Source organism: Idiomarina sp. UBA3162, assembly GCF_002364475.1.
GTDB lineage: Bacteria > Pseudomonadota > Gammaproteobacteria > Enterobacterales > Alteromonadaceae > Idiomarina.
On record NZ_DEYI01000062.1, the window covers coordinates 1 to 19159 of the forward strand.

The window sequence follows — 19159 nt, forward strand, 5'->3', positions numbered from 1 at the left end:
CGGCCTTGCTCACCCGCTCTGGCTGCTTCAATCGCGGCATTGAGTGCGAGTAAGTTAGTTTGCTCGGCAATGCCTCGAATAACTTCAAGTACTTTGGTGATCCCAGTAACTTTGTCAGCCAGTTCTGTAACATTACTTGATGAATCACCAATTTCTTGTGATAACTCTTCGATAGCGGTGACCGTCTTGGCCACTCGGTCGTTACCAAATTGGGCTTGCTCATCGGCTGCCTCTGAAGCTTCAGACGCGCTTTGCGCATCTTGCGCTACGTTTTCAACCGCTGTGGTGAGCTCATTGACTGCAGTCGCCGCTTGCTCGAGTTCTTCGGTTTGTTGCTGGATTGTGCGTGTCGAATCTTCGGTAACGGAACTGAGTTCCTCCGAAGTCGAAGCGAGTTGTTGCGAAGACTGAGCAATGTGACCGATGGATTGGCGCAGCTCTTCTTGGGTTTTACGCAATTGTTTGAGCAGCTGCGCAGGCTCGTCTTTACCATCAATTTCAATACTATGAGTGAGGTCACGCTCGGCAATTGTTTTTGAGAAATCGACGGCTTGTTGTATCGGTTTGACGATACTTTGAGTCAACACCCAAGCGAACAGTACAGTCAATACCAATACCACCACCAAAGCGACAACAATACCTGTGAATGCGGCACTTGATACGTCACCCGCGGTATCAGTTGCTGTATTAATGAGCTCCATTTCATGAGCAAGTAGCTTATCTAAGTTGGTCGATATTTTATTGGTCAATGGCAGAATCGTCGATTCACGTAGGGACGCAATAGGCTCGACTAACTTGGCATTAACCAGTTGCATAAACTGATCGTTGAGTTGCCAATATTCGTTTAAGTTGGCTTTGAGTTCCTTGAAAAGCTTTTTGCTCTCAGCATCGTTGAGTAAAGCCTCATATTCATCAAGGTTACGTTCTAAACTTTGGTTCGCATCGTCTAACCGTTCTACATAGGCCTGCTTCCGCTGTTCGTCATTGATATACGCCGCGACGTTGGCTGAATGTACGCGCACGCGCAAGAACTCGCGGTCGAGATCATTGACGTTATCAATAGCAGGGACTTGCTCATCAGTAATGAAATCCATTTGCTCAACGACGCTCGACAAGCGGTCGAGTGCGAATAAACCGAGTGCAAGCAGAAGTAGACCGATTAAGCCAAACGCACCTGCGGCACGCACCCCCACCGAATATTGTCGAATCATGAAATAACCTCTCAAAACCTAATCAAAAATTAATACAGTTGTATCGGCTGCAAATGCTAAAAACATAAGCGTCGAATGAGATTATTTATGGCCTGCTGGCTTTGATTAATGGTGCTTAAATCTAAGAACTCATCGGGCTGATGCGCTTGTTTAATTGACCCGGGCCCGAGCACCAGCGTGTCGCAGCCTAGTTGTTGAATAAATGGAGCTTCGGTGCAGTAATTGACCGCTTCTGCTTGAACACCAGAAATTTGTTCTGTTAACTGCACAAATTTTGAGTTTTCCGCTTGCTCAAATCCCGGAATAGGTGGATGCATCGAAGTCAGCTCTATTGTTCCCGGTGATGAGAGCATCAGTTGCTTGAGTGCAGTATTGAGCTCGCTGTACAGATCGGCGAGTGACATCCCAGGTAATGGACGAATATCGATATGCAACTCACAACAACCGCAAATGCGGTTAGCGTTATCGCCACCATGAATGGCTCCGAGGTTCAAAGTAGGGTATGGAATTTCAAATAACTTATTTGAATATTTATGCGAAATGCCATTGCGGAATTCCAATAGCTGACTGATAACCTGATGCATGATCTCAATTGCGTTAATGCCTAAGGCTGGGTTTGAGCTGTGTCCAGAGCGACCCGTAACTCGTATTGACTCAGTTAAATGGCCTTTATGCGCTCGAATGGGGCGCATTTCAGTGGGTTCTCCGATGATACAGTGATCGGGCTTGAGCTGACTAAAATGATTGAGCTGACGCGCACCGTCCATGGTTGTCTCCTCGTCGGCCGTGGCGAGAATCTGAATCGGCTTGGTTTGCTGGTTAGCCGGTAAGTCACGCAGTGCTTCGATGATAAAGGCGAAAAAGCCTTTCATATCAATAGCACCTAAGCCATACCAGCGGTTGTCCTGTTCAGTCAGTTTGAAAGGGTCAAAATTCCAACGTTTCTGATCATAGGGCACCGTGTCTGTGTGTCCAGAGAGCAATAGTCCGCCTGAGCCAACACCCCTAGTGGCCAAGAGGTTAAACTTATTGGGCTTATTTTTTAACGGCTGAATTTCGACATCGAAATCCAATTGTTCCAACCAATCCGCCAGTAACTCGATAACTGCTTTATTGGAATGATCCCAGCTTGGGTCGAGGGAGCTGATCGATGGGCGGGCTATCAGCGCTTGATACATTTTAAAAAAGGATGGAATCGACATAGATAATTATCCATAAAAGTTGCATAAATATATTTATTTAGTTAGTCTGAATACAAATTCAGCCAGATGCAAATAAGTAAGCAGACTTTGAGATGGAAAGAAAGCAGTCAGCAAAAAAATATTCACTCCAGAATGTAGTGGTCATCGGTGCCAGTGGTTACGCGGGCGCCGAGTTAGTGTCATTGTTAAATGATCACCGGCTTGTCGGCGAGCTGACGCTATATGTATCTGAGCAGAGTCATGATCGTGATAAGTTTATTGCTCAGCTTTACCCACGTTTTAAGGGGCGTGTTGATCTACCTTTACTCGGTTTGCCCGTAGGCACGGTTACGGATGCTTTGGCTAATGCCGATGCCGTGTTCTTATGTACCTCGCACGAAGTGAGCTGCCAATGGTATGCCCAGCTGAGTCAGCTAACGGCAACCGTGTTTGACTTGTCAGGCGGCTTCCGGTTGCCCACTGCAGACTTATATCCGCACTTTTATGGCTTTGAACACCCAGCATCTGAGGCATTGGCCAAAGCAGTTTATGGATTAGCGGAATGGCTAGATGAAGGGTTTGATAATGCCCGCTGGATAGCTGTGCCGGGCTGTTATCCCACCGCTAGCCTGCTGGCGCTCAAACCGCTTGCAGTGTTTAACCACCAAATAAATCATATCGTCATTAACGCGGTGTCAGGCGTGACCGGCGCGGGTCGTTCCGTAAGCCTCAAAACCCAAGCCGCCGAGTTATCGCTACAAGGCTACAAGGCTGGTGTTCACCGTCATCAGCCAGAAATTGATTACTACAGTGGACTGAATACGCTGTTTTTGCCTCACTTAGGTGACTTTAAACGGGGCATACTTGCGACCATTACTATTCAATTCAGTGAAGCACCTTCTCAGGCGCAATTAAAATCAGTTTTCGACGTGTATCAAACCAGCGCCCTCGTTCACATAGCTGAGGGTGAATATCCGGCACTGAGCGATGTGGTCAATAGCGGCCGGTGTCATATCGGCTGGCATTTGAATGGTAACGCATTGGTGATCTTCAGTGCCATTGATAACTTGCTCAAAGGCGCTTCGAGTCAGGCTCTGCAATGCTTTAACTTAAAGTTAGGTTTACCGAGTGAGGAGGGCGTACCGCTATGAATGTCATCAAACTCGGTGGGCGTGTACTTGATGATCCGCAAGGTTTAACGACGTTATTTCAACATATTGCTCAGCAACAAAACTTAGAGCCCACGCTTATCGTTCATGGCGGTGGCCAGCAGGTTGACGACTTGTTTGCCAAGTTGAATCTGTCAGTTGTTAAGTATCACGGTTTACGCGTCAGTATGGCAGAGCAAATGCCGCTTATTGTGGGGGCACTCGCGGGCACAGTGAATAAGCAGCTGCTCGGCATGGCGATTCAGCAAGGACTTAAGCCAGTTGGACTGACATTGTTTGAAACGGGTCTGGCTGTGCAGCAAGGGCAACCTGAACTGGGTATGACGGGTCACTGTATTGAGCCCTTTGAAGTGAGTGAGTTATTACTGACGTTATTAGAACAGAAGCACCTACCTATCGTGAGCTGCGTCGGGTTTGATAGTCAAGGACAATGGCTCAATGTAAACGCTGACGAGGCAGCAGCGGGACTCGCTAAAGCGCTGTCAGCGCCGTTGACCTTTGTCAGCGACGTCCCCGCGGTGCTTGACGACCAACAACAACCTATCGCGCAACTCGATAGTGACAGTATCGAACGGCTTATCCAGTCGGGCACTCTCATGGGTGGCATGCGACTTAAAGTAGAGCAGGCGCTAAACGTTGCTCAATTCCTACAAAAACAAGTGCGAATCTGCGGGTGTTCGTGCGACACCCGTCATCACTCCGGCACACTGATTAACCCTTAGTTTTTTAATATTCGAGATTCGTATGAACACACATTTTTTAACGGGTAATGAGCTTACCCAAAGCCAACTGATACAGTTGATAGATACGGCTATTGAGCAAAAGTTACAGCCGCAAAAATTTACTCAGAGTCTAGCTGGAAAAAGCATCGTGACGTTGTTTGAAAAGCCTAGTTTGCGTACACGGCTATCTCTTGATGTGGGCATCCAACGCTTAGGTGGCCATTGCGTTTACCTCGACGAGCAAAACGGCCAACTCGGGCAACGCGAAACCATCGCGGATTACGCAAAAAACCTCTCATGTTGGTGCGATGCTATTGTGGCACGGGTGAATCACCATGCAACCTTACAAGAGTTGGCTAAGCATGCCTCTGTGCCGGTGATTAATAGCCTTTGCGATCAGTTTCATCCCTGCCAAGCCTTAGCTGACAGTCTTACATTGGTCGAGCATTATGGTGATGTGAGTGGTAAAGCGTTGAGCTACTGGGGAGACGGTAACAACGTGGCGCGTTCGCTGGCACTTTATGGTTGTCTACTCGGCATGCATGTCACTTTAGTAACCCCTGTCGGTCATGGTCTCAGCGCGACGGATATTGATCAACTTAATCAAGCCGGGATCGGTTCCGTTAAGCAGGTTCATGATCCTGAGGCCTGTGTGCAGAGCGACGTTGTTTATACCGATACTTGGGTTTCGATGGGGCAACAGCAAAGCCTTGATGACGTCAAAGCTACGTTTATGCCATATCAAGTGAACGCGGCACTCATTAAACGGCTCGGTGCGAGTGCAGTGATGCACTGTCAGCCCGCCCATCGCGATTACGAAATCACTTCTGAAGTAATGGATAGCGACGATTCACTATGTCTTAAGCAGGCAGAAAATCGGCTATTTGCGCAAAATGCGTTGCTTCATCTTTTACTTAACCCTAAAAACACACTGACCCTGCAACACGCGAGCTAAGGAGCAAACAATGAACAAAGTAGTATTGGCTTATTCTGGTGGTTTAGATACATCCGTCATTGTGCCTTGGTTGCGTGAAAATTATGGCTGTGAAGTGGTGGCTTTTGTCGCCGACGTGGGGCAGGGGGCAGAAGAACTTGAAGGTGTGGAAGCAAAAGCAAAAGCCTCGGGTGCTAGCGAATGCCATGTTGTTGATCTTAAGGATGAGTTTGCTGCCGATTACATTTACCCGAGCTTGAAAACCGGTGCCGTATACGAACAGACCTATTTACTTGGCACGGCGATGGCTCGCCCGGTAATCGCTAAGGCGCAAGTCGAATTGGCGCGCAAAGTCAATGCGGATGCTTTGGCTCATGGGTGCACCGGCAAAGGTAATGACCAGATCCGCTTTGAGTCTTGCTACGCCGCGCTGGCGCCTGATCTGACGGTAATCGCGCCATGGCGTGAGTGGGACTTAAGTAGTCGGGAGAGCTTACTTGCTTATCTTGCAGAGCGTAATATTCCCTGCTCTGCGTCACTCAAGAAAATCTATAGTCGCGATGCCAACGCGTGGCATATCTCACATGAGGGAGGTGAGCTTGAAGATCCTTGGTGTGAACCGAGTGATGAAGTCTGGACATTGACTTGCTCACCTGAACAAGCACCCGATGAACCTGAGTATATCAGTCTAGCGATTGAGCAAGGCGCTGTGGTGAGTGTTAATGGTGAAGCGTTGTCGCCTCTGAAATGCCTCGAACAACTGAACAAACTAGGTGCGAAACATGGTATTGGTCGCGTTGATATTGTCGAGAATCGTCTAGTGGGTATGAAAAGCCGTGGCTGTTATGAAACGCCGGGGGGGACCATCATGATGTACGCTTTACGTGGCATTGATGAGTTGGTGCTCGATAAAATGACGCGCTCATGGAAAACACAGTTAAGCGAGCAATTTGCGCAGTTGCTTTACGATGGGCGTTGGTTTACCCCTAACCAAGCATCGGTGTTAGCGGCAGCCGAAAGTCTGAACCAAGTGGCAACCGGTGAAGTCGTGATTAAGCTCTATAAAGGTAATGTTACTGTCACGCAAAAGTGTTCTCCTTATTCTCTTTACAGCGAGGCGTTTGCCACCTTCGGTGCCGATAATGTTTATGACCAAAAGCATGCCGCAGGCTTTATTCGCCTCTATTCATTATCGAGCCGTATCCGCGCGTTAAAACAAGCGGCAAAAGTGTAGGGGGTGAACATGACCAACGGACTTTGGGGAGGCCGGTTTAGTGCGCCTCCCAGCCAAGCTTTTCAGCAGTTTAATGACTCTCTGCCATTTGACTGTGTACTGCTTGAGTTTGATATTCGGGGCAGTATTGCTTGGGCGCAATCGCTGCAACAGGTGGGCGTTTTAACGACCGATGAGTACAGCCATATACAGCATGCATTGCATGACATTTTACAACACTGGAGTGGGTGCTTAGGTGATGTCGCGGTGGCGGGTGATGAGGACATTCACGCCTTTATTGAACGTCAGCTGATCGAACGCATTGGCGATCTGGGTAAAAAACTGCATACAGGTCGTAGCCGTAATGACCAAGTCGCCACCGATATTCGACTGTGGTGCCGAGCGCAGGTAGAGACCCAGTGGCAGCGACTCGAACAATTGATTGCAGCGCTGGCCAATTTGGCCGAGCGCGAGGCAACAACGGTGATTCCTGGATATACGCATTTGCAACGCGCACAACCGGTACTATTTTCGCATTGGTGCTTAGCCTATGTTGAGATGTTTAAGCGTGATCAGGCACGGTTAAAAGATGCGTTAGCGCGTATCAACGTGTGTCCACTCGGATCGGGCGCTCTAGCGGGTACGGCTTATCCGATCGATCGAACGGACTTAGCGCTTCGTTTGGGGTTTAGCGCGCCGGCGGCGAACAGTTTAGATGCCGTATCCGATCGCGATTTTATTGTCGAACTGCTATCGGTGGCTTCACTGTCGATGATTCACCTTTCACGCATGGCTGAAGATTTAATTTTTTATGCCAGTGGTGAAGCGGGGTTTGTTGAATTAGCCGATGATGTGAGCAGCGGCTCGTCACTGATGCCCCAGAAAAAGAATCCCGATGCGCTTGAACTTATTCGCGGCAAGTCGGGACGTGTAGTTGGCGCGCAAGTGGGACTGTTGATGACATTGAAAGCACTCCCGTTGGCGTACAACAAAGACATGCAAGAAGACAAAGAGGGCTTGTTTGCCAGCTATACCCAGTGGGGAGCCTCTATCGATATTGCACAGCAATGCGTGAACGGCCTCACTGTCAATCAGCCAAGGGCGCTAAAAGCAGCGAAGGGCGGCTATTCAAATGCGACTGAGCTTGCTGATTATTTGGTTAGCAAAGGCGTTCCATTTCGTACCGCGCATGAAGTGGTAGGGGAATGCGTGCAGTTAGCGCTTAAGCACCAGCAACCGCTCGAAGATTTGCCTCTCAGTACTTTGCAAGCAGTGCATTCGGTGATTATGCCTGACGTTTATGAATGGTTGAGCATTGAAGCGCTATTGGCAAAACGAAATGCACTCGGGGGCACCAGCATTGAACAGACACAAGCTGCGCTTAAGAAGCTTCAGCAAGGTCTGCGTATTAAGGTTCGTGATGCTACGCTGGATGATATTGATGCGATTGTCGGCTTGGTCGGTCATTGGGCGGGTGCCGGCGAAAACCTGCCACGAGCCAAAGATGATATTGTGCACTCAATCAATGAATTTGCCGTGTCTGAAGTCGATGGCAAAGTCACTGGGTGTGCTTCGCTCTATATCTATACCACGGGCTTAGCTGAGATACGTTCGTTGGGAGTCAATCCACAAAGCCAGGTGCGAGGTCAAGGTCGTATGTTGGTTGAGCATTTGTGTCAGAAAGCGCGTCAGATCCGATTAAAGCGCGTGATTGTGTTGACCCGTGTGCCTGACTTTTTTAAGCAGCAAGGCTTTACGCTGTGCGATAAAGCACAGTTACCAGAAAAGGTAATGAAAGACTGTGAGTTGTGCCCTAAGAAACACTGTTGCGATGAAATTGCGATGGAATATGGGCTGTAAAAGCAGCCCATTAACTTAACTTCGTACATTGCAGTTGAGTTACTCTAATATGAAGATTTGATGACAGCTTGCAATTGTCACAAATTTGTCACGCTAGCTCCCTACCATTCTCCTCGACTTTTAACCTATGGATAACATCCAAGTCGGGAGAACCCAATGAATCTGAATTCTTTGTTCAAAGCATCTGCGATCGCAGCAGCGTTAGCGCTTGCTGGTTGCGGTGGCGACATCAATATCAATTCGGGTGCTGAAGTACAGCAGCCAGATAATGGTGGTGACAATGGTGGTAACAACGGCGGTGATACGGGCGCTGACTTGCCAGGTACAGCCAGTGGTTCACTATCGTTAGCAGCGTCAGAAGCGCTCGGCGAAGAAGTACAAGTTCAAGTCATCTCAGGACGCATTACCGCTGACACAACCTTAGTGAACAGCAAAAGTGATGGCACAACAGTTATGTATGCTATCGACGGACCTACCTTTGTCGGTGGTGACAACGCGAATTCAGCAACATTGACCATTGAGCCGGGTACTGTGGTATTTGGTCGTCAGGGTAATGATTACTTGGTTGTAAGCCGCGGCTCAAAAATCATGGCAGACGGCACCTCTGATGCGCCCATTATCTTTACATCATCACAAGATGTGGTGGGCGAAGAAACAGGCGCTGGCCAATGGGGCGGCTTGGTTATCTTAGGTAATGCATCAAGCAACAAATGCCCAGCAGATGGCTCCGACTGCGCATTGCAAGTTGAAGGTGCTGAAGAGGGCGCAGTGTTTGGCGGCTCTCAAGACGATGATAACTCAGGCACGTTACGCTACGTGGTTGTTAAACACGCAGGTTTCGAAATCGCGCCTGACAATGAATTGAACGGTATCACATTTGGTGGCGTAGGTTCTGGCACGACGGTTGACTACTTACAAGTGCACGGTAACGCGGACGACGGTATCGAAATGTTCGGTGGTACGGTCAACTTTAAGCACGTTGTATTAACCAGCATGCAAGATGACAGCATCGATTGGGACAACGGCTATCGTGGTAAAATGCAATACGTTTACGTTGAGCAAGATCCGAACGGTGGCGACGCTAACCGTGGTATCGAAGCAGACAATGATGGCAGTAACCCTGCGGCAACGCCGATGTCTAACCCGACTATCGCGAACTTAACCATTATCGGTAATAACTTCAAAGGTGAAGACTCTTCGGAAGGTATTTATTTACGCGAGGGTACCGGTGCACAGTTTTACAATGTTGTGGTGACAGGTCCTTCGGAAATGGGTGAATGCTTTGAAGTTGAAGGTAGCCCACAATCTCAGACCAATCTAGGTGACGGCACTATCACCATGGAAAACTCTTTCATGGCTTGCAGCAATGGTGAGAACTTTAAGTACGGTTCAGGCGATGTAAACCTCGAAGATTGGTTCCTAAATCAGCAATCGAACAACCAAGTCAGCACTTCAATCATGCTAGGTGCTAACGGTCAGCCCATGGCAAACTCTCCGTTATTAGGTGCAGGTCAAGACGTTGCGAACACCGTTGATGGTAGCTTCTTTGAGTCAGTTGATTTTGTTGGTGCGGTTCCGGGTGACAGCGATTGGCGTCAAGGCTGGGCATTTGGTTTTGGCGGCGGTGAAGTCACTGCGGGCGGTTCAGAAGCGCCTGTAGCAGGTTGTCCAGCAGGCACCGAAGCGATTACCCCAGTAGATGGATCTACCACAACTTGTCAGCTAGCGGGCTCTTACACGGACGATTTAACACTGAGCGCGGACAATATTTATGCATTGAGCGGACCGGTTTTCATCGGTGGTGACAATGCGAACTCAATGACGTTGACTATTGAGCCGGGTACAACCGTTTATGGACGTACTGGTGGCGATTACTTAGTGATCAGCCGTGGTTCAGACATTATGGCGGAAGGTACGGTTGAACAGCCTATCACGTTTACTTCCGCAGCTTACGTTGAGACTGGCGAAGGTCAGCCGGGTCAGTGGGGCGGCTTAGTTATCTTGGGTAACGCACCGAGTAACAAATGCCCATCTGATGGTTCTGACTGTGCATTGCAAGTTGAAGGCGCGGCAGAAGGTGCTGTATTCGGTGGTACTGATGCGACCGATAGTTCAGGTACCTTGCAGTATGTACGTGTCATGAACGGTGGTTTTGAAATCGCACCGGATAACGAACTTAACGGTATTACGTTCGGCGGTGTTGGCTCAGGAACCAAGGTGGAATACCTCCAAGTTCATAACAACTCAGATGATGGCATCGAAATGTTCGGCGGTGCGGTTAACTTCAAGTATGTTGTTTTAACCAACATGCAAGATGACAGTATCGATTGGGACAATGGGTACCAAGGCAAGATGCAATATGTATTGGTCCGCCAAAACCCTGACAACTCAGATGCAAACCGTGGTATCGAAGCTGACAACGATGGTAGCAATCCGGCTGTAACGCCAATGTCGAACCCAACCATTGCGAACTTAACCATCATTGGAAACACGTTCCAAGGCGAGGACTCTTCAGAGGGTATCTACTTGCGCGAAGGTACTAAAGCAACGTTCTATAACACGATCGTTTCAGGTCCTGCGGGCATGGGCGAATGTTTAGAAGTTGAGAGTAGCCCGGTCAGCCAGCAGCACTTACAAGATGGTGGCATTGCAATGACTCACTCAGTCATGGCGTGTGACAACGGTGAAAACTTTAAATTTGGCGCAACTGACGTCAATTTGGAAACTTGGTTCACAGGTCAAGCAGGTAATAGCATTGCCGCAGCAGGCGATACTTTGAACGGTGTCTTCAGCATTACAGACGCAACTGCAGCAGACCTCAGCGGCGATACATTCTTCGACAACGCGACATTCGTTGGAGCAGTTGAAGAAGGTAACGATTGGACTGCAGGTTGGACTGTAGGATTAGAGTAACCCCTTAAGTAGCATAAAGTGCTCTTTAAAAGCCGTGAGGTGACCTTAGGGACACCTCCGGCTTCCATAGTAACAAGAGGTAGCTAATATCATGCGTGCCAACCGATTCCCTCTGGCAAATATTTCTCTCGCAGTGCTTGCCTGCTTGGCAACACCTGCGGCACTCGCTTGGCAAGACGCCGAGCAAACCGAAGCTGAAGCAGAGCAGCAGGCAAGCAACCCTGAGCAAGTCATCGAGGAAGTGGTTACCACAGGTACTCGTTTACAGGGCAGTGCCGCAGCGGTAGTTCAAGAGCGTAAAGAACAGGCGTTCGTGGCCGATATCATGGGTGCTGACCAGATTTCGCGTACCGGTGATACTGATGCCGCTGCTGCGCTTCGTCGTATTACAGGTCTTACACTGGTCGACGGTAAATTTATATATGTACGTGGCTTAGGTGAGCGTTACTCGAGTACGCAACTTAACGGCATGTCCGTACCGAGCCCTGATCCAACCCGAGCCGTTATTCCACTCGATTTATTCCCCTCGGATATTATCGAAAGTTTAGCTGTTCAAAAGTCGTATTCAGCATCAATGCCGGCTAACTTTGGTGGCGGTAATGTTGATATCCGCCTGAAGTCTGCCCCCACGCAAGAAGTTTTTAATGGCTCGATTAAAGTGGGCGGCAACTCAGAAAATTTCGATGACTCATATTGGTATGATGGCGGGAGTTCATGGAAGGGTAAAGATGACGGAACTCGTGCAGCACCACAAATGTTGCAAGCGTTGTGGGGACAACGCACATTCCTTGATGAAATTAGCATCGAAGATAATCGGGATGTGGCGTTGGCACTGAACCGAGATTATGACCCTCAAATGCAGTCTATTGACCCTGATTATGGTGTCAATGTGACCTACGGTAACCGTTATGATTTAACTGACAAGTGGGCGATTGGTTTTTTGACCACGGCTGCGTACCGCAATGAGTGGCAGGTTTCTGAGCAGTTTCTGGGTGAAAACTACCGCTTAAACCCTGATGACAGCTATACATTGGTTCGTGGTTGGGATGATGTGCAGTCAACCGAGCACCAAGTGACGTGGTCAGGTATGTTCACGCTGGGCATTAACTACGGCGCGAATCACAAAGTCGACTTCAGCCATGTCATTCTGAACGATACCGAGGATCGTTTACGCGAGAAATTGGGTAACAATAACAACATCAACTTCGGCTCTGACCAGCGTATTCGTGAGTTTGATGTGAATTACCAAGAGCGTCGGATGGTGGCTAACCAAATTAAAGGGATGCATACCTTTACCGACTGGAACTTCTTGGGTATTGATTGGAAGTATTCAAAGGCACGTTCAAGCCGTTATGCACCGGGTAACTTAGAGACTCGGTTTATTTTGACGGACCGTAACGAAGATGGAGTTTTTGACCGTCAAACTGAGAGTAACCTAACCAATGCGACGACGGCTGCACGTTACTCTTTTCAAGATCTCGATGATGAAGTTGAAAACTGGGGCGGCAATGTAACTCTACCAATCATGCTCGATGATTGGGATATCACCTTAAAGGCGGGCGCGGACTTTGTTCAGAAAACGCGTTTTGCCACCAACCGTCGTTTTGATATCAATACGCGTGCGTTCCCCGACTCGAGCGTTTTGCAAGGGCATCAGCTAGGCGAAATCCTTAATGATGACTTATTAGCGAATACTGAACTTAGTTTTACGCCGATATTGAACGATACTACGGTAGCGGGCGATGATTATATTTCTGCGCAAGCAATCGACGCATACTACGTTGAAGGCGACGTGTTCTTTAAAGAGAAGTGGCGTATTACGGCGGGTGTTCGTTGGGAAGACTTCCGCCAAGTTGTGGTACCACTGGTACCAACGACCGGTGAAATCGATTTACCAACCAACCCGACACCTAACGATCTAGCTGATTTAGCATTCCAAGAGGATGACTTCTATCCATCGTTGGCGTTGACTTACTTTTTAACTGACGAGCAGCAGTTACGTTTCAGCTACGGACAAACGGTAGTCCGTCCTGACTTGCGCGAAGTCTCTAGTTCAACGTACCTCGATCCGTTGACCTTGTTCCCAGTCGGCGGTACACCAGGCTTGCGGACAACGTCGATCAAGAACTATGACGCACGTTGGGAGTGGTATCAAGAAAATGGCGATACCTTGTCGTTGGGTATGTTCTATAAGGACATGACTGACCCGATTGAATCTGTTCAGTCGCCCGCGCAAGACGGTCCTCCATTAGTACGTATTGCTAACGCTGAGACCGGTGAAGTATACGGTGTCGAAATGGAGTGGTTAAAATCACTCAGCACGAACTTCTTTGTTTCGGGTAACGTTACGTTAAGTGACTCTGAAATCCAGTTGGATACTCAGAAGATTGTTGAACAAACCGGTGTATCGACGTCGATTACCAATACCGAACGTCGCTTAACGGGTCACTCAAAATGGGTGGTCAACAGTCAGCTTGGCTTTGATTCTGACAATGGTAAGCACTCTGCATCGTTGGTTTATAACGTGTTTGGTGAGCGTATTATCATTCCAGGTATCGAAGGTCGTGGCGATGCGTTTGAGCAACCTTTCCACAGTTTAGACGCGGTTTATAGTTACTATCCAGACTTCAATTCTCAGATCACGCTCAAGGTGCAAAATATCTTGAATCAAGATAAAGAGATTGAGTTTGACGATACCTTGCTTCGTTCAGAAACGCGTGGTGTTAGTTTCTCGCTAACGTATAAGCGTGAATTCTAAATACGCGGAGAGTTTTGATAAAAGCGATGCTAATTAGCATCGCTTTTTTTTGCTCGTTGAATAGAGACTTCGAGTGGTCTTAATGTATCGAGGTGCACATCCCGTTGTGGGAAGGCGATGACGATATCATTCTCGGCGAATAGTGAGTCGATCTTGTAGCGCAAGTCCGACTGCACCCGACGTAAATCCATCGGCGCACTAACCGAAGTCCAGAACAGCAAATTGAAGGTAAGGCTGTTATCACCAAAGTCTTCAAATAACACTTCGATGGGGTACTCGGTGTTAATCTTTTTATGCTCTTTCGCCGCCTCCAGCATTAAGTCACGTACCTTTTCAGCCGGTGAACCATAAGCGACACCAACACTGACATTGCTGCGGATATCTTTTGAAACCAGTGTCCAGTTCACTACGCGTTGCTCTAAAAAGTAGCTGTTTGGCACCAGTACATGAATCCCGTCAAACCGACGAATACGTACACAACGATTACCTATTTCTTCAATGCGACCTTGCTCGTTCTCAAGCTCAACGATGTCGCCAATACGAATTGGACTCTCGGTTAATAGAATAAAACCCGATATCAGGTTATTGAGCAAATTCTGCGCACCAAAACCCACACCAATGGCGAACGCGCCACCGAGTACTGCAAATATCGTAATCGGAATACCAGCTAACGGTAGAGCAAGTAAAACCAGTAACAAGTAGGCAATAAACTGAAATAGCCGACGAAAGGTAAATAGGGTGTTTTCCGACGCGCCGTTGCGCAGCAGGGCACGGTTCAGTAGTTGGCGACCTATAATGCGAACAACAATAACACCAACGATGATAATGGTCAGCGCAATGACCACTTGGCTAAAATGGATTTTTGTATCGCCGGAGGTATAAAGTGGTGTTTGCCATAGGGTAGTAAAGGCGGAGCTAAACTCCGCCCACAAACTTGATGCTTCTTCTTGCATATCAGGCTCGAATTAAACTTTAGCAGAAGCGCGTTGCTTCATCGCTTGATACCAACGGAATAAATTAGGACGGCTTTCATCAACGCGTAGATTCACGACTTTGCCAAAGTCGACTGAGCAGAACGCATTGATATCGGCGACGGTGAGCTGACCGCAGGCAATAAAATCTTTACCTTCGAGTTGATCGTTTAAAAAGTCAAAAAAGCGCTCGGCCTCTTTGATATTGTGCTCTCCCCATTCGCGGATGGGTTGCATGCGGTGCTTGAAATAGTCGGTCGTGTGCTGAAAGCCCATGCCAATTGGATAGAACAAGTAAAAATCGACCCAACGCGTCCATTGTTCAATAATGGCTTTGTCGTTGGCATTGTCGCCAAGTAGTTTAGGTGAGTCGGGATATTGGTTTTCGAAATAATGGCAAATTGCCGTGGTTTCGCAGATAAAGCTACCGTCATCGAGCTCAAGTACAGGGACTTTTTGCATGGGGTTTTTGGCTTTGAAAGAATCGCTGAGGTTTTCACCTTTTGACAAGTCAATTTCAATCCGTTCGACTTTATCTAGTAATCCCTTTTCTGCGAGAAACATGCGTACGCGACGCGGGTTAGGCGCCTTCGCCATTTCGTAGAGCTTCATTGATTAGACTCCATGTTGTTGTTTTTAGGTGGTCCAGTTACGCTTTAACTTATCAGCAAACGCAATAAAACGCTCGCGCATTGTTTGGCGTACTTTGATATCAATAGAAGAGAGTACGGAATAGCCGGAAATATGGATGTGCACTTTAGGCGCTTGTATTGGCGCCTCTAGATGATTATCGAGAGAGCTAATAATGTTAGCGACATTGCAGGTCACGCGGGCAAACTCGGGAACAAAAATTTTAATATCACCAACAAGGTCGAGTAGTTGAACATGAATTTCATCGCTCTCGAAGTGCGCATCAGTAAAGTCGATCTTGAGTGAACCCAGCACACTGTAGGCTTTAATTTTAGCCGGTACTTGCCATGCACCTTTCATGCTTTGCGACGACAGTATTGCGACAACCGAATGTTCGCTGCCAGCGAATATTTTGGTGGAGTGTGCGTCAAAACGTGCGGCTTTACTTTGCTCATACTTCGCATCAACTTGCAGGGGTAAGTCTTCTACTAAGTCGGCTAATTGCTGGTGAGCGATCGCATCAAATGCTTGGTCAAGCCGCGCCTCAAAAGCCTCTTGCGATAGTTCACCATGACTGTAATTCATAACCAGCTGGTCTATCACTTCTTCGCGAACTTTATCCAGGGGACGGTCTTCAAATTTTACAGCCATAACGGCTCCAAATGTTATTTAAATGTTTAATTGTTAAATTATGGATCGCTTAAAGCGCTTTTCAAAGCTTATTTTTACAAAATATCTACAATTTTTAACTAATAAATTAGAAAGAGCGGCTTGCGCCGCTCATTGCTTTATTGCAGTGAAGGTAACTTATTAAGTAGCGCAGGCGGCAATTTAGATACCAATGAACTGCGTAACGGATGCCAGAACACCGACACAAGTAGTAAGCCAGCACCCACGATTAAGCCCATCACCGCGCTACCTAAGTCGACCAAGCCAACGCTTGTCAGCACTTGACTGAAAATAAAAATAACGTAGGCCAATGCTGATACCATCAAGGCGCGACGATCGATAATCAGAGATACGACACTCAACACAACATAAACCACCAGTGTGGCGGCTGCTTGAGTAACGCCGATTTCAAAATCACTGCCAAGAATGACGTTAAACAAAGGATGAATCATCAGCGGCGCCGCCAGTAGATGAAGCCAAAATGCGACATCAGAACGGCGACTGGTGCGATCGACGTCCGAAGCATCCCAATACATGGCGATGCCAAAGGTGACTAAACCCCCTGTCATGATCACCAAGTCAATTAAGATACTGTCTAGCAACCAGGTGGTGCTTAGGAAAGACACGATGATACCAACCACCGTAGCGATCCCAGCCGCGAGCGTGATAGGAACACGGAACCGAAACCAATGCGCTGTTGCAACGGCACTGGCAGCAATAAATGCGACACCGCTAGCAAGGTCGGGTCTAACCGCCATGGCAAGTAATTGCATAATCACGCCACCGAAGGTACCGCCCAATGCCGTCACCAATAGCACGATCGATGGCAGCGCCATATGTCGACGGCGAGTGAAGTACTCGGACAACAACCAACTTGCCACAGCTACTAAACCGCCACCGATCAGCGGCGACATGGTATTACCAATCGTCCACAGACCTGCCAAAGCAATCACTGCGGCGATCACGACAAAAATGTCGTTAAAGCCGTGTACCAAAGGAATATACTCTTGGTCTTGATTTAGGACTCCACCGCGCTGTTGTTGAATAAAATCACGAAACGCGTTCGCCGTTTGTTTAGGCATGACACCTGCCTCGACGGCTGCGCGAATATCTTTGTCGCTGTACATTTCAACGCCCTCATTTTGACTTTGATTAAACAATAATCACGGTGGAGACGAAAAGCGAATCTGCTTTGTTACAAACTGTAAGCAGTGAAACAAATCAGGTTCGCGTAAGCTCCTTCACTTTCTGTTTAGAGAACCAAGGGTAGAGCACCGGTAATACTACAAGCGTCAGTAACGTGGCGGAAACCAGTCCACCGACGATGACCGTTGCCAAGGGACGCTGGATCTCAGCGCCTGCACCCGTGGCAAACAGCATGGGTATCAGCCCTCGTGCTTTATTTGGCACAAAATTCATCAACGTCTAGGTTCCCAGCTTGCCTTACAAACTAACCTAGGCGTACAGGCGTTAGGTGTAGTGCTACCGACGATGGGTTCGTCCTCTAGCTTTTATCTTTTAAGTGCCATTTTGGTCGGCTCCACCTTCATGGGAACCGTAACAATTGCAATGTCAGCCGCACAAAAAATAAAGTACAGAGTAAAGTTTAATATGCTGGCAGTCATGACGCTTTCTTATGGAGTGGGGCAAATTATAGGTCCTCTCTTGGCAGAGGCGCTTAGAGCTTATAGTGAAACATTCAACAGCTCTTTGATAGCTGCCGCCATTGGCTTGGTACTAGCGGGAGCGATAACTGCTAAACCCTCTAAACAATTGACAAACTGAGGTTTTAAGAGATCGACAGCCCTTCTAGAATTCGGCTCCATGGTACGAATAATTGTTGGTAGTCGGTCTGTAGAAATAAAAAAGCCCCGCACAAAGTGCAGGGCCTTCAGAATGTCACCGAACAACTTCGAGCGTGAATATTTTAGGCAGGTAGAAGTGTAAATATCCCATTTATAACACAGTCATCTGATAGAATATTTATGCCGCAGTTCGGTAATCAAACGGTGTCATATCATTGAGTGAGTCGTGCGGTCTTTCGTGGTTTATGGTGCAAGGGAATACGGGCTACAGGCACTTTCAAATCAAAGCGAACAGCCAGCGTACGTGGATGTTCCTCAATCGCTCTTGTCATTGTGTCATGTAGATCAAATAAGAGTTCCTGAATATAAGGCAAATGCTGAGGCCAAAGCGGAAGCCCTCTGTACGAACTGTCGGAGTAGAGTGTTTGGTTGTGGTTCATTGGATTACGTATTGGCAAATTCATAATTAGAGCCATGATCGTTGACTACTAATAACTGATCTGATTCCGTAATCGTTAACCATGAGTCAGACGTTAAGCTGTCGGGCTCACCAATCCGTTGGTTGACTGAAAAGCAAGATAAACGCGACCACCAAAAAGATATTGGTAAGTTAAGACGGTTAGACGTTTACTTTAGAGGTCTCTATCTAGACCAAATCAATCGAAGTCTGATTGACGAGGTAAAGTTTGATATTCGGAGTGAAGCGTCTGCCTCAACGGCTAACCGTTACCATGTTATGCACATTTGGCTACCGAGCACTTGAAACGAGTGGCTTGTAACGTTGATGGCTCGATTGGTACAAATCTGGTACACCATCAGAAACTAAAAAGCCCCGCACAAAGTGCAGGGCCTTTAGAATAGTGGTGCCGGAGGCGGAATCGATAAGATCTAATAACTTATTGTTTTATAGTGGATAAAAAATATTAAGATTCAAGCGTGTTACTTACCTTGTTACTAAAACTTCAGCTTTAGTTTTTTGATTGAAAGCTTTTTCACAAATGAATCTTTTAACTTTTTGGCTATGCCCAATACTCGCTTAACACGTTGAACATAGCTATAGTGGTCTGCAACTTGTGAACGTGTAGTGGCAAATAAATTCGGGTAAGCGGATTAAATGGTTGAT

Annotated in this window: 14 protein-coding genes and 1 pseudogene; 8 read left to right on the forward strand and 7 right to left on the reverse strand. The window is 47.6% G+C overall.

Features of this window, described 5'->3' with window-relative positions:
• The coding region (locus tag B2X00_RS07765) for a methyl-accepting chemotaxis protein (RefSeq protein ID WP_290486964.1) at positions 1-1211 on the reverse strand (1211 nt) is incomplete at its 3' end.
• A gap of 56 nt (positions 1212-1267) precedes the next feature.
• Positions 1268-2413: an acetylornithine deacetylase gene (argE, locus tag B2X00_RS07770; protein ID WP_290486966.1), complete on the reverse strand. Its 1146-nt coding sequence runs from the start codon at positions 2411-2413 to the stop codon at positions 1268-1270.
• Positions 2414-2505: 92 nt separating this feature from the next.
• Between argE and argC the strand changes: the two genes are divergently transcribed.
• The 7 genes from argC to B2X00_RS07805 all read left to right on the forward strand — a co-directional run bounded on the left by argC (position 2506) and on the right by B2X00_RS07805 (position 13961).
• The gene (gene argC, locus B2X00_RS07775) at positions 2506-3543 is read left to right on the forward strand and encodes an N-acetyl-gamma-glutamyl-phosphate reductase (RefSeq protein ID WP_290486968.1); all 1038 of its coding nucleotides are present in this window, start codon (positions 2506-2508) and stop codon (positions 3541-3543) included.
• Positions 3540-4283: an acetylglutamate kinase gene (argB, locus tag B2X00_RS07780; RefSeq protein ID WP_290486970.1), complete on the forward strand. Its 744-nt coding sequence runs from the start codon at positions 3540-3542 to the stop codon at positions 4281-4283. The genes argC and argB overlap by 4 nt, the downstream gene beginning before the upstream one ends.
• A 22-nt stretch (positions 4284-4305) precedes the next feature.
• The gene (locus B2X00_RS07785) at positions 4306-5238 is read left to right on the forward strand and encodes an ornithine carbamoyltransferase (RefSeq protein ID WP_290486972.1); all 933 of its coding nucleotides are present in this window, start codon (positions 4306-4308) and stop codon (positions 5236-5238) included.
• Positions 5239-5248: 10 nt separating this feature from the next.
• The gene (locus B2X00_RS07790) at positions 5249-6451 is read left to right on the forward strand and encodes an argininosuccinate synthase (RefSeq protein WP_290486974.1); all 1203 of its coding nucleotides are present in this window, start codon (positions 5249-5251) and stop codon (positions 6449-6451) included.
• Between the two features lie 9 nt (positions 6452-6460).
• On the forward strand, positions 6461-8290 hold the full coding sequence (gene argH / locus B2X00_RS07795) for an argininosuccinate lyase (RefSeq protein WP_290486975.1): 1830 nt from the start codon (positions 6461-6463) through the stop codon (positions 8288-8290).
• Positions 8291-8446: 156 nt separating this feature from the next.
• Positions 8447-11203 (forward strand): hypothetical protein, encoded by a 2757-nt coding sequence (locus B2X00_RS07800; RefSeq protein ID WP_006956272.1) that lies wholly within the window; start codon positions 8447-8449, stop codon positions 11201-11203.
• Positions 11204-11294: 91 nt separating this feature from the next.
• On the forward strand, positions 11295-13961 hold the full coding sequence (locus B2X00_RS07805; protein ID WP_006956271.1) for a TonB-dependent receptor domain-containing protein: 2667 nt from the start codon (positions 11295-11297) through the stop codon (positions 13959-13961).
• Between the two features lie 29 nt (positions 13962-13990).
• Here the strand turns inward: B2X00_RS07805 and B2X00_RS07810 are convergent, their stop codons facing one another.
• From B2X00_RS07810 to B2X00_RS07830, 5 genes and pseudogenes are all read right to left on the reverse strand, one after another.
• The gene (locus B2X00_RS07810) at positions 13991-14914 is read right to left on the reverse strand and encodes a mechanosensitive ion channel family protein (protein ID WP_006956270.1); all 924 of its coding nucleotides are present in this window, start codon (positions 14912-14914) and stop codon (positions 13991-13993) included.
• A gap of 12 nt (positions 14915-14926) precedes the next feature.
• Complete coding sequence (locus B2X00_RS07815; RefSeq protein ID WP_006956269.1) at positions 14927-15544, reverse strand: glutathione S-transferase family protein; 618 nt, start codon at positions 15542-15544, stop codon at positions 14927-14929.
• 24 nt (positions 15545-15568) lie between these two features.
• Positions 15569-16213 carry a DUF1707 SHOCT-like domain-containing protein gene (locus B2X00_RS07820; protein ID WP_006956268.1) on the reverse strand — a complete coding sequence of 215 codons (645 nt, stop codon included), beginning with the start codon at positions 16211-16213 and terminating at the stop codon, positions 15569-15571.
• A 137-nt stretch (positions 16214-16350) separates the two neighbouring features.
• Positions 16351-17358 (reverse strand): hypothetical protein, encoded by a 1008-nt coding sequence (locus B2X00_RS07825; RefSeq protein ID WP_006956267.1) that lies wholly within the window; start codon positions 17356-17358, stop codon positions 16351-16353.
• Positions 17359-17452: 94 nt separating this feature from the next.
• Positions 17453-17629, reverse strand: a pseudogene (locus B2X00_RS07830) (efflux RND transporter permease subunit); the annotation flags it as partial.
• Positions 17630-17644: 15 nt separating this feature from the next.
• On the opposite strand from B2X00_RS07830, the gene B2X00_RS07835 reads away from it, so the two are divergent.
• On the forward strand, positions 17645-18016 hold the full coding sequence (locus B2X00_RS07835) for a YbfB/YjiJ family MFS transporter (RefSeq protein ID WP_290486983.1): 372 nt from the start codon (positions 17645-17647) through the stop codon (positions 18014-18016).
• Positions 18017-19159 lie beyond the last annotated feature (1143 nt).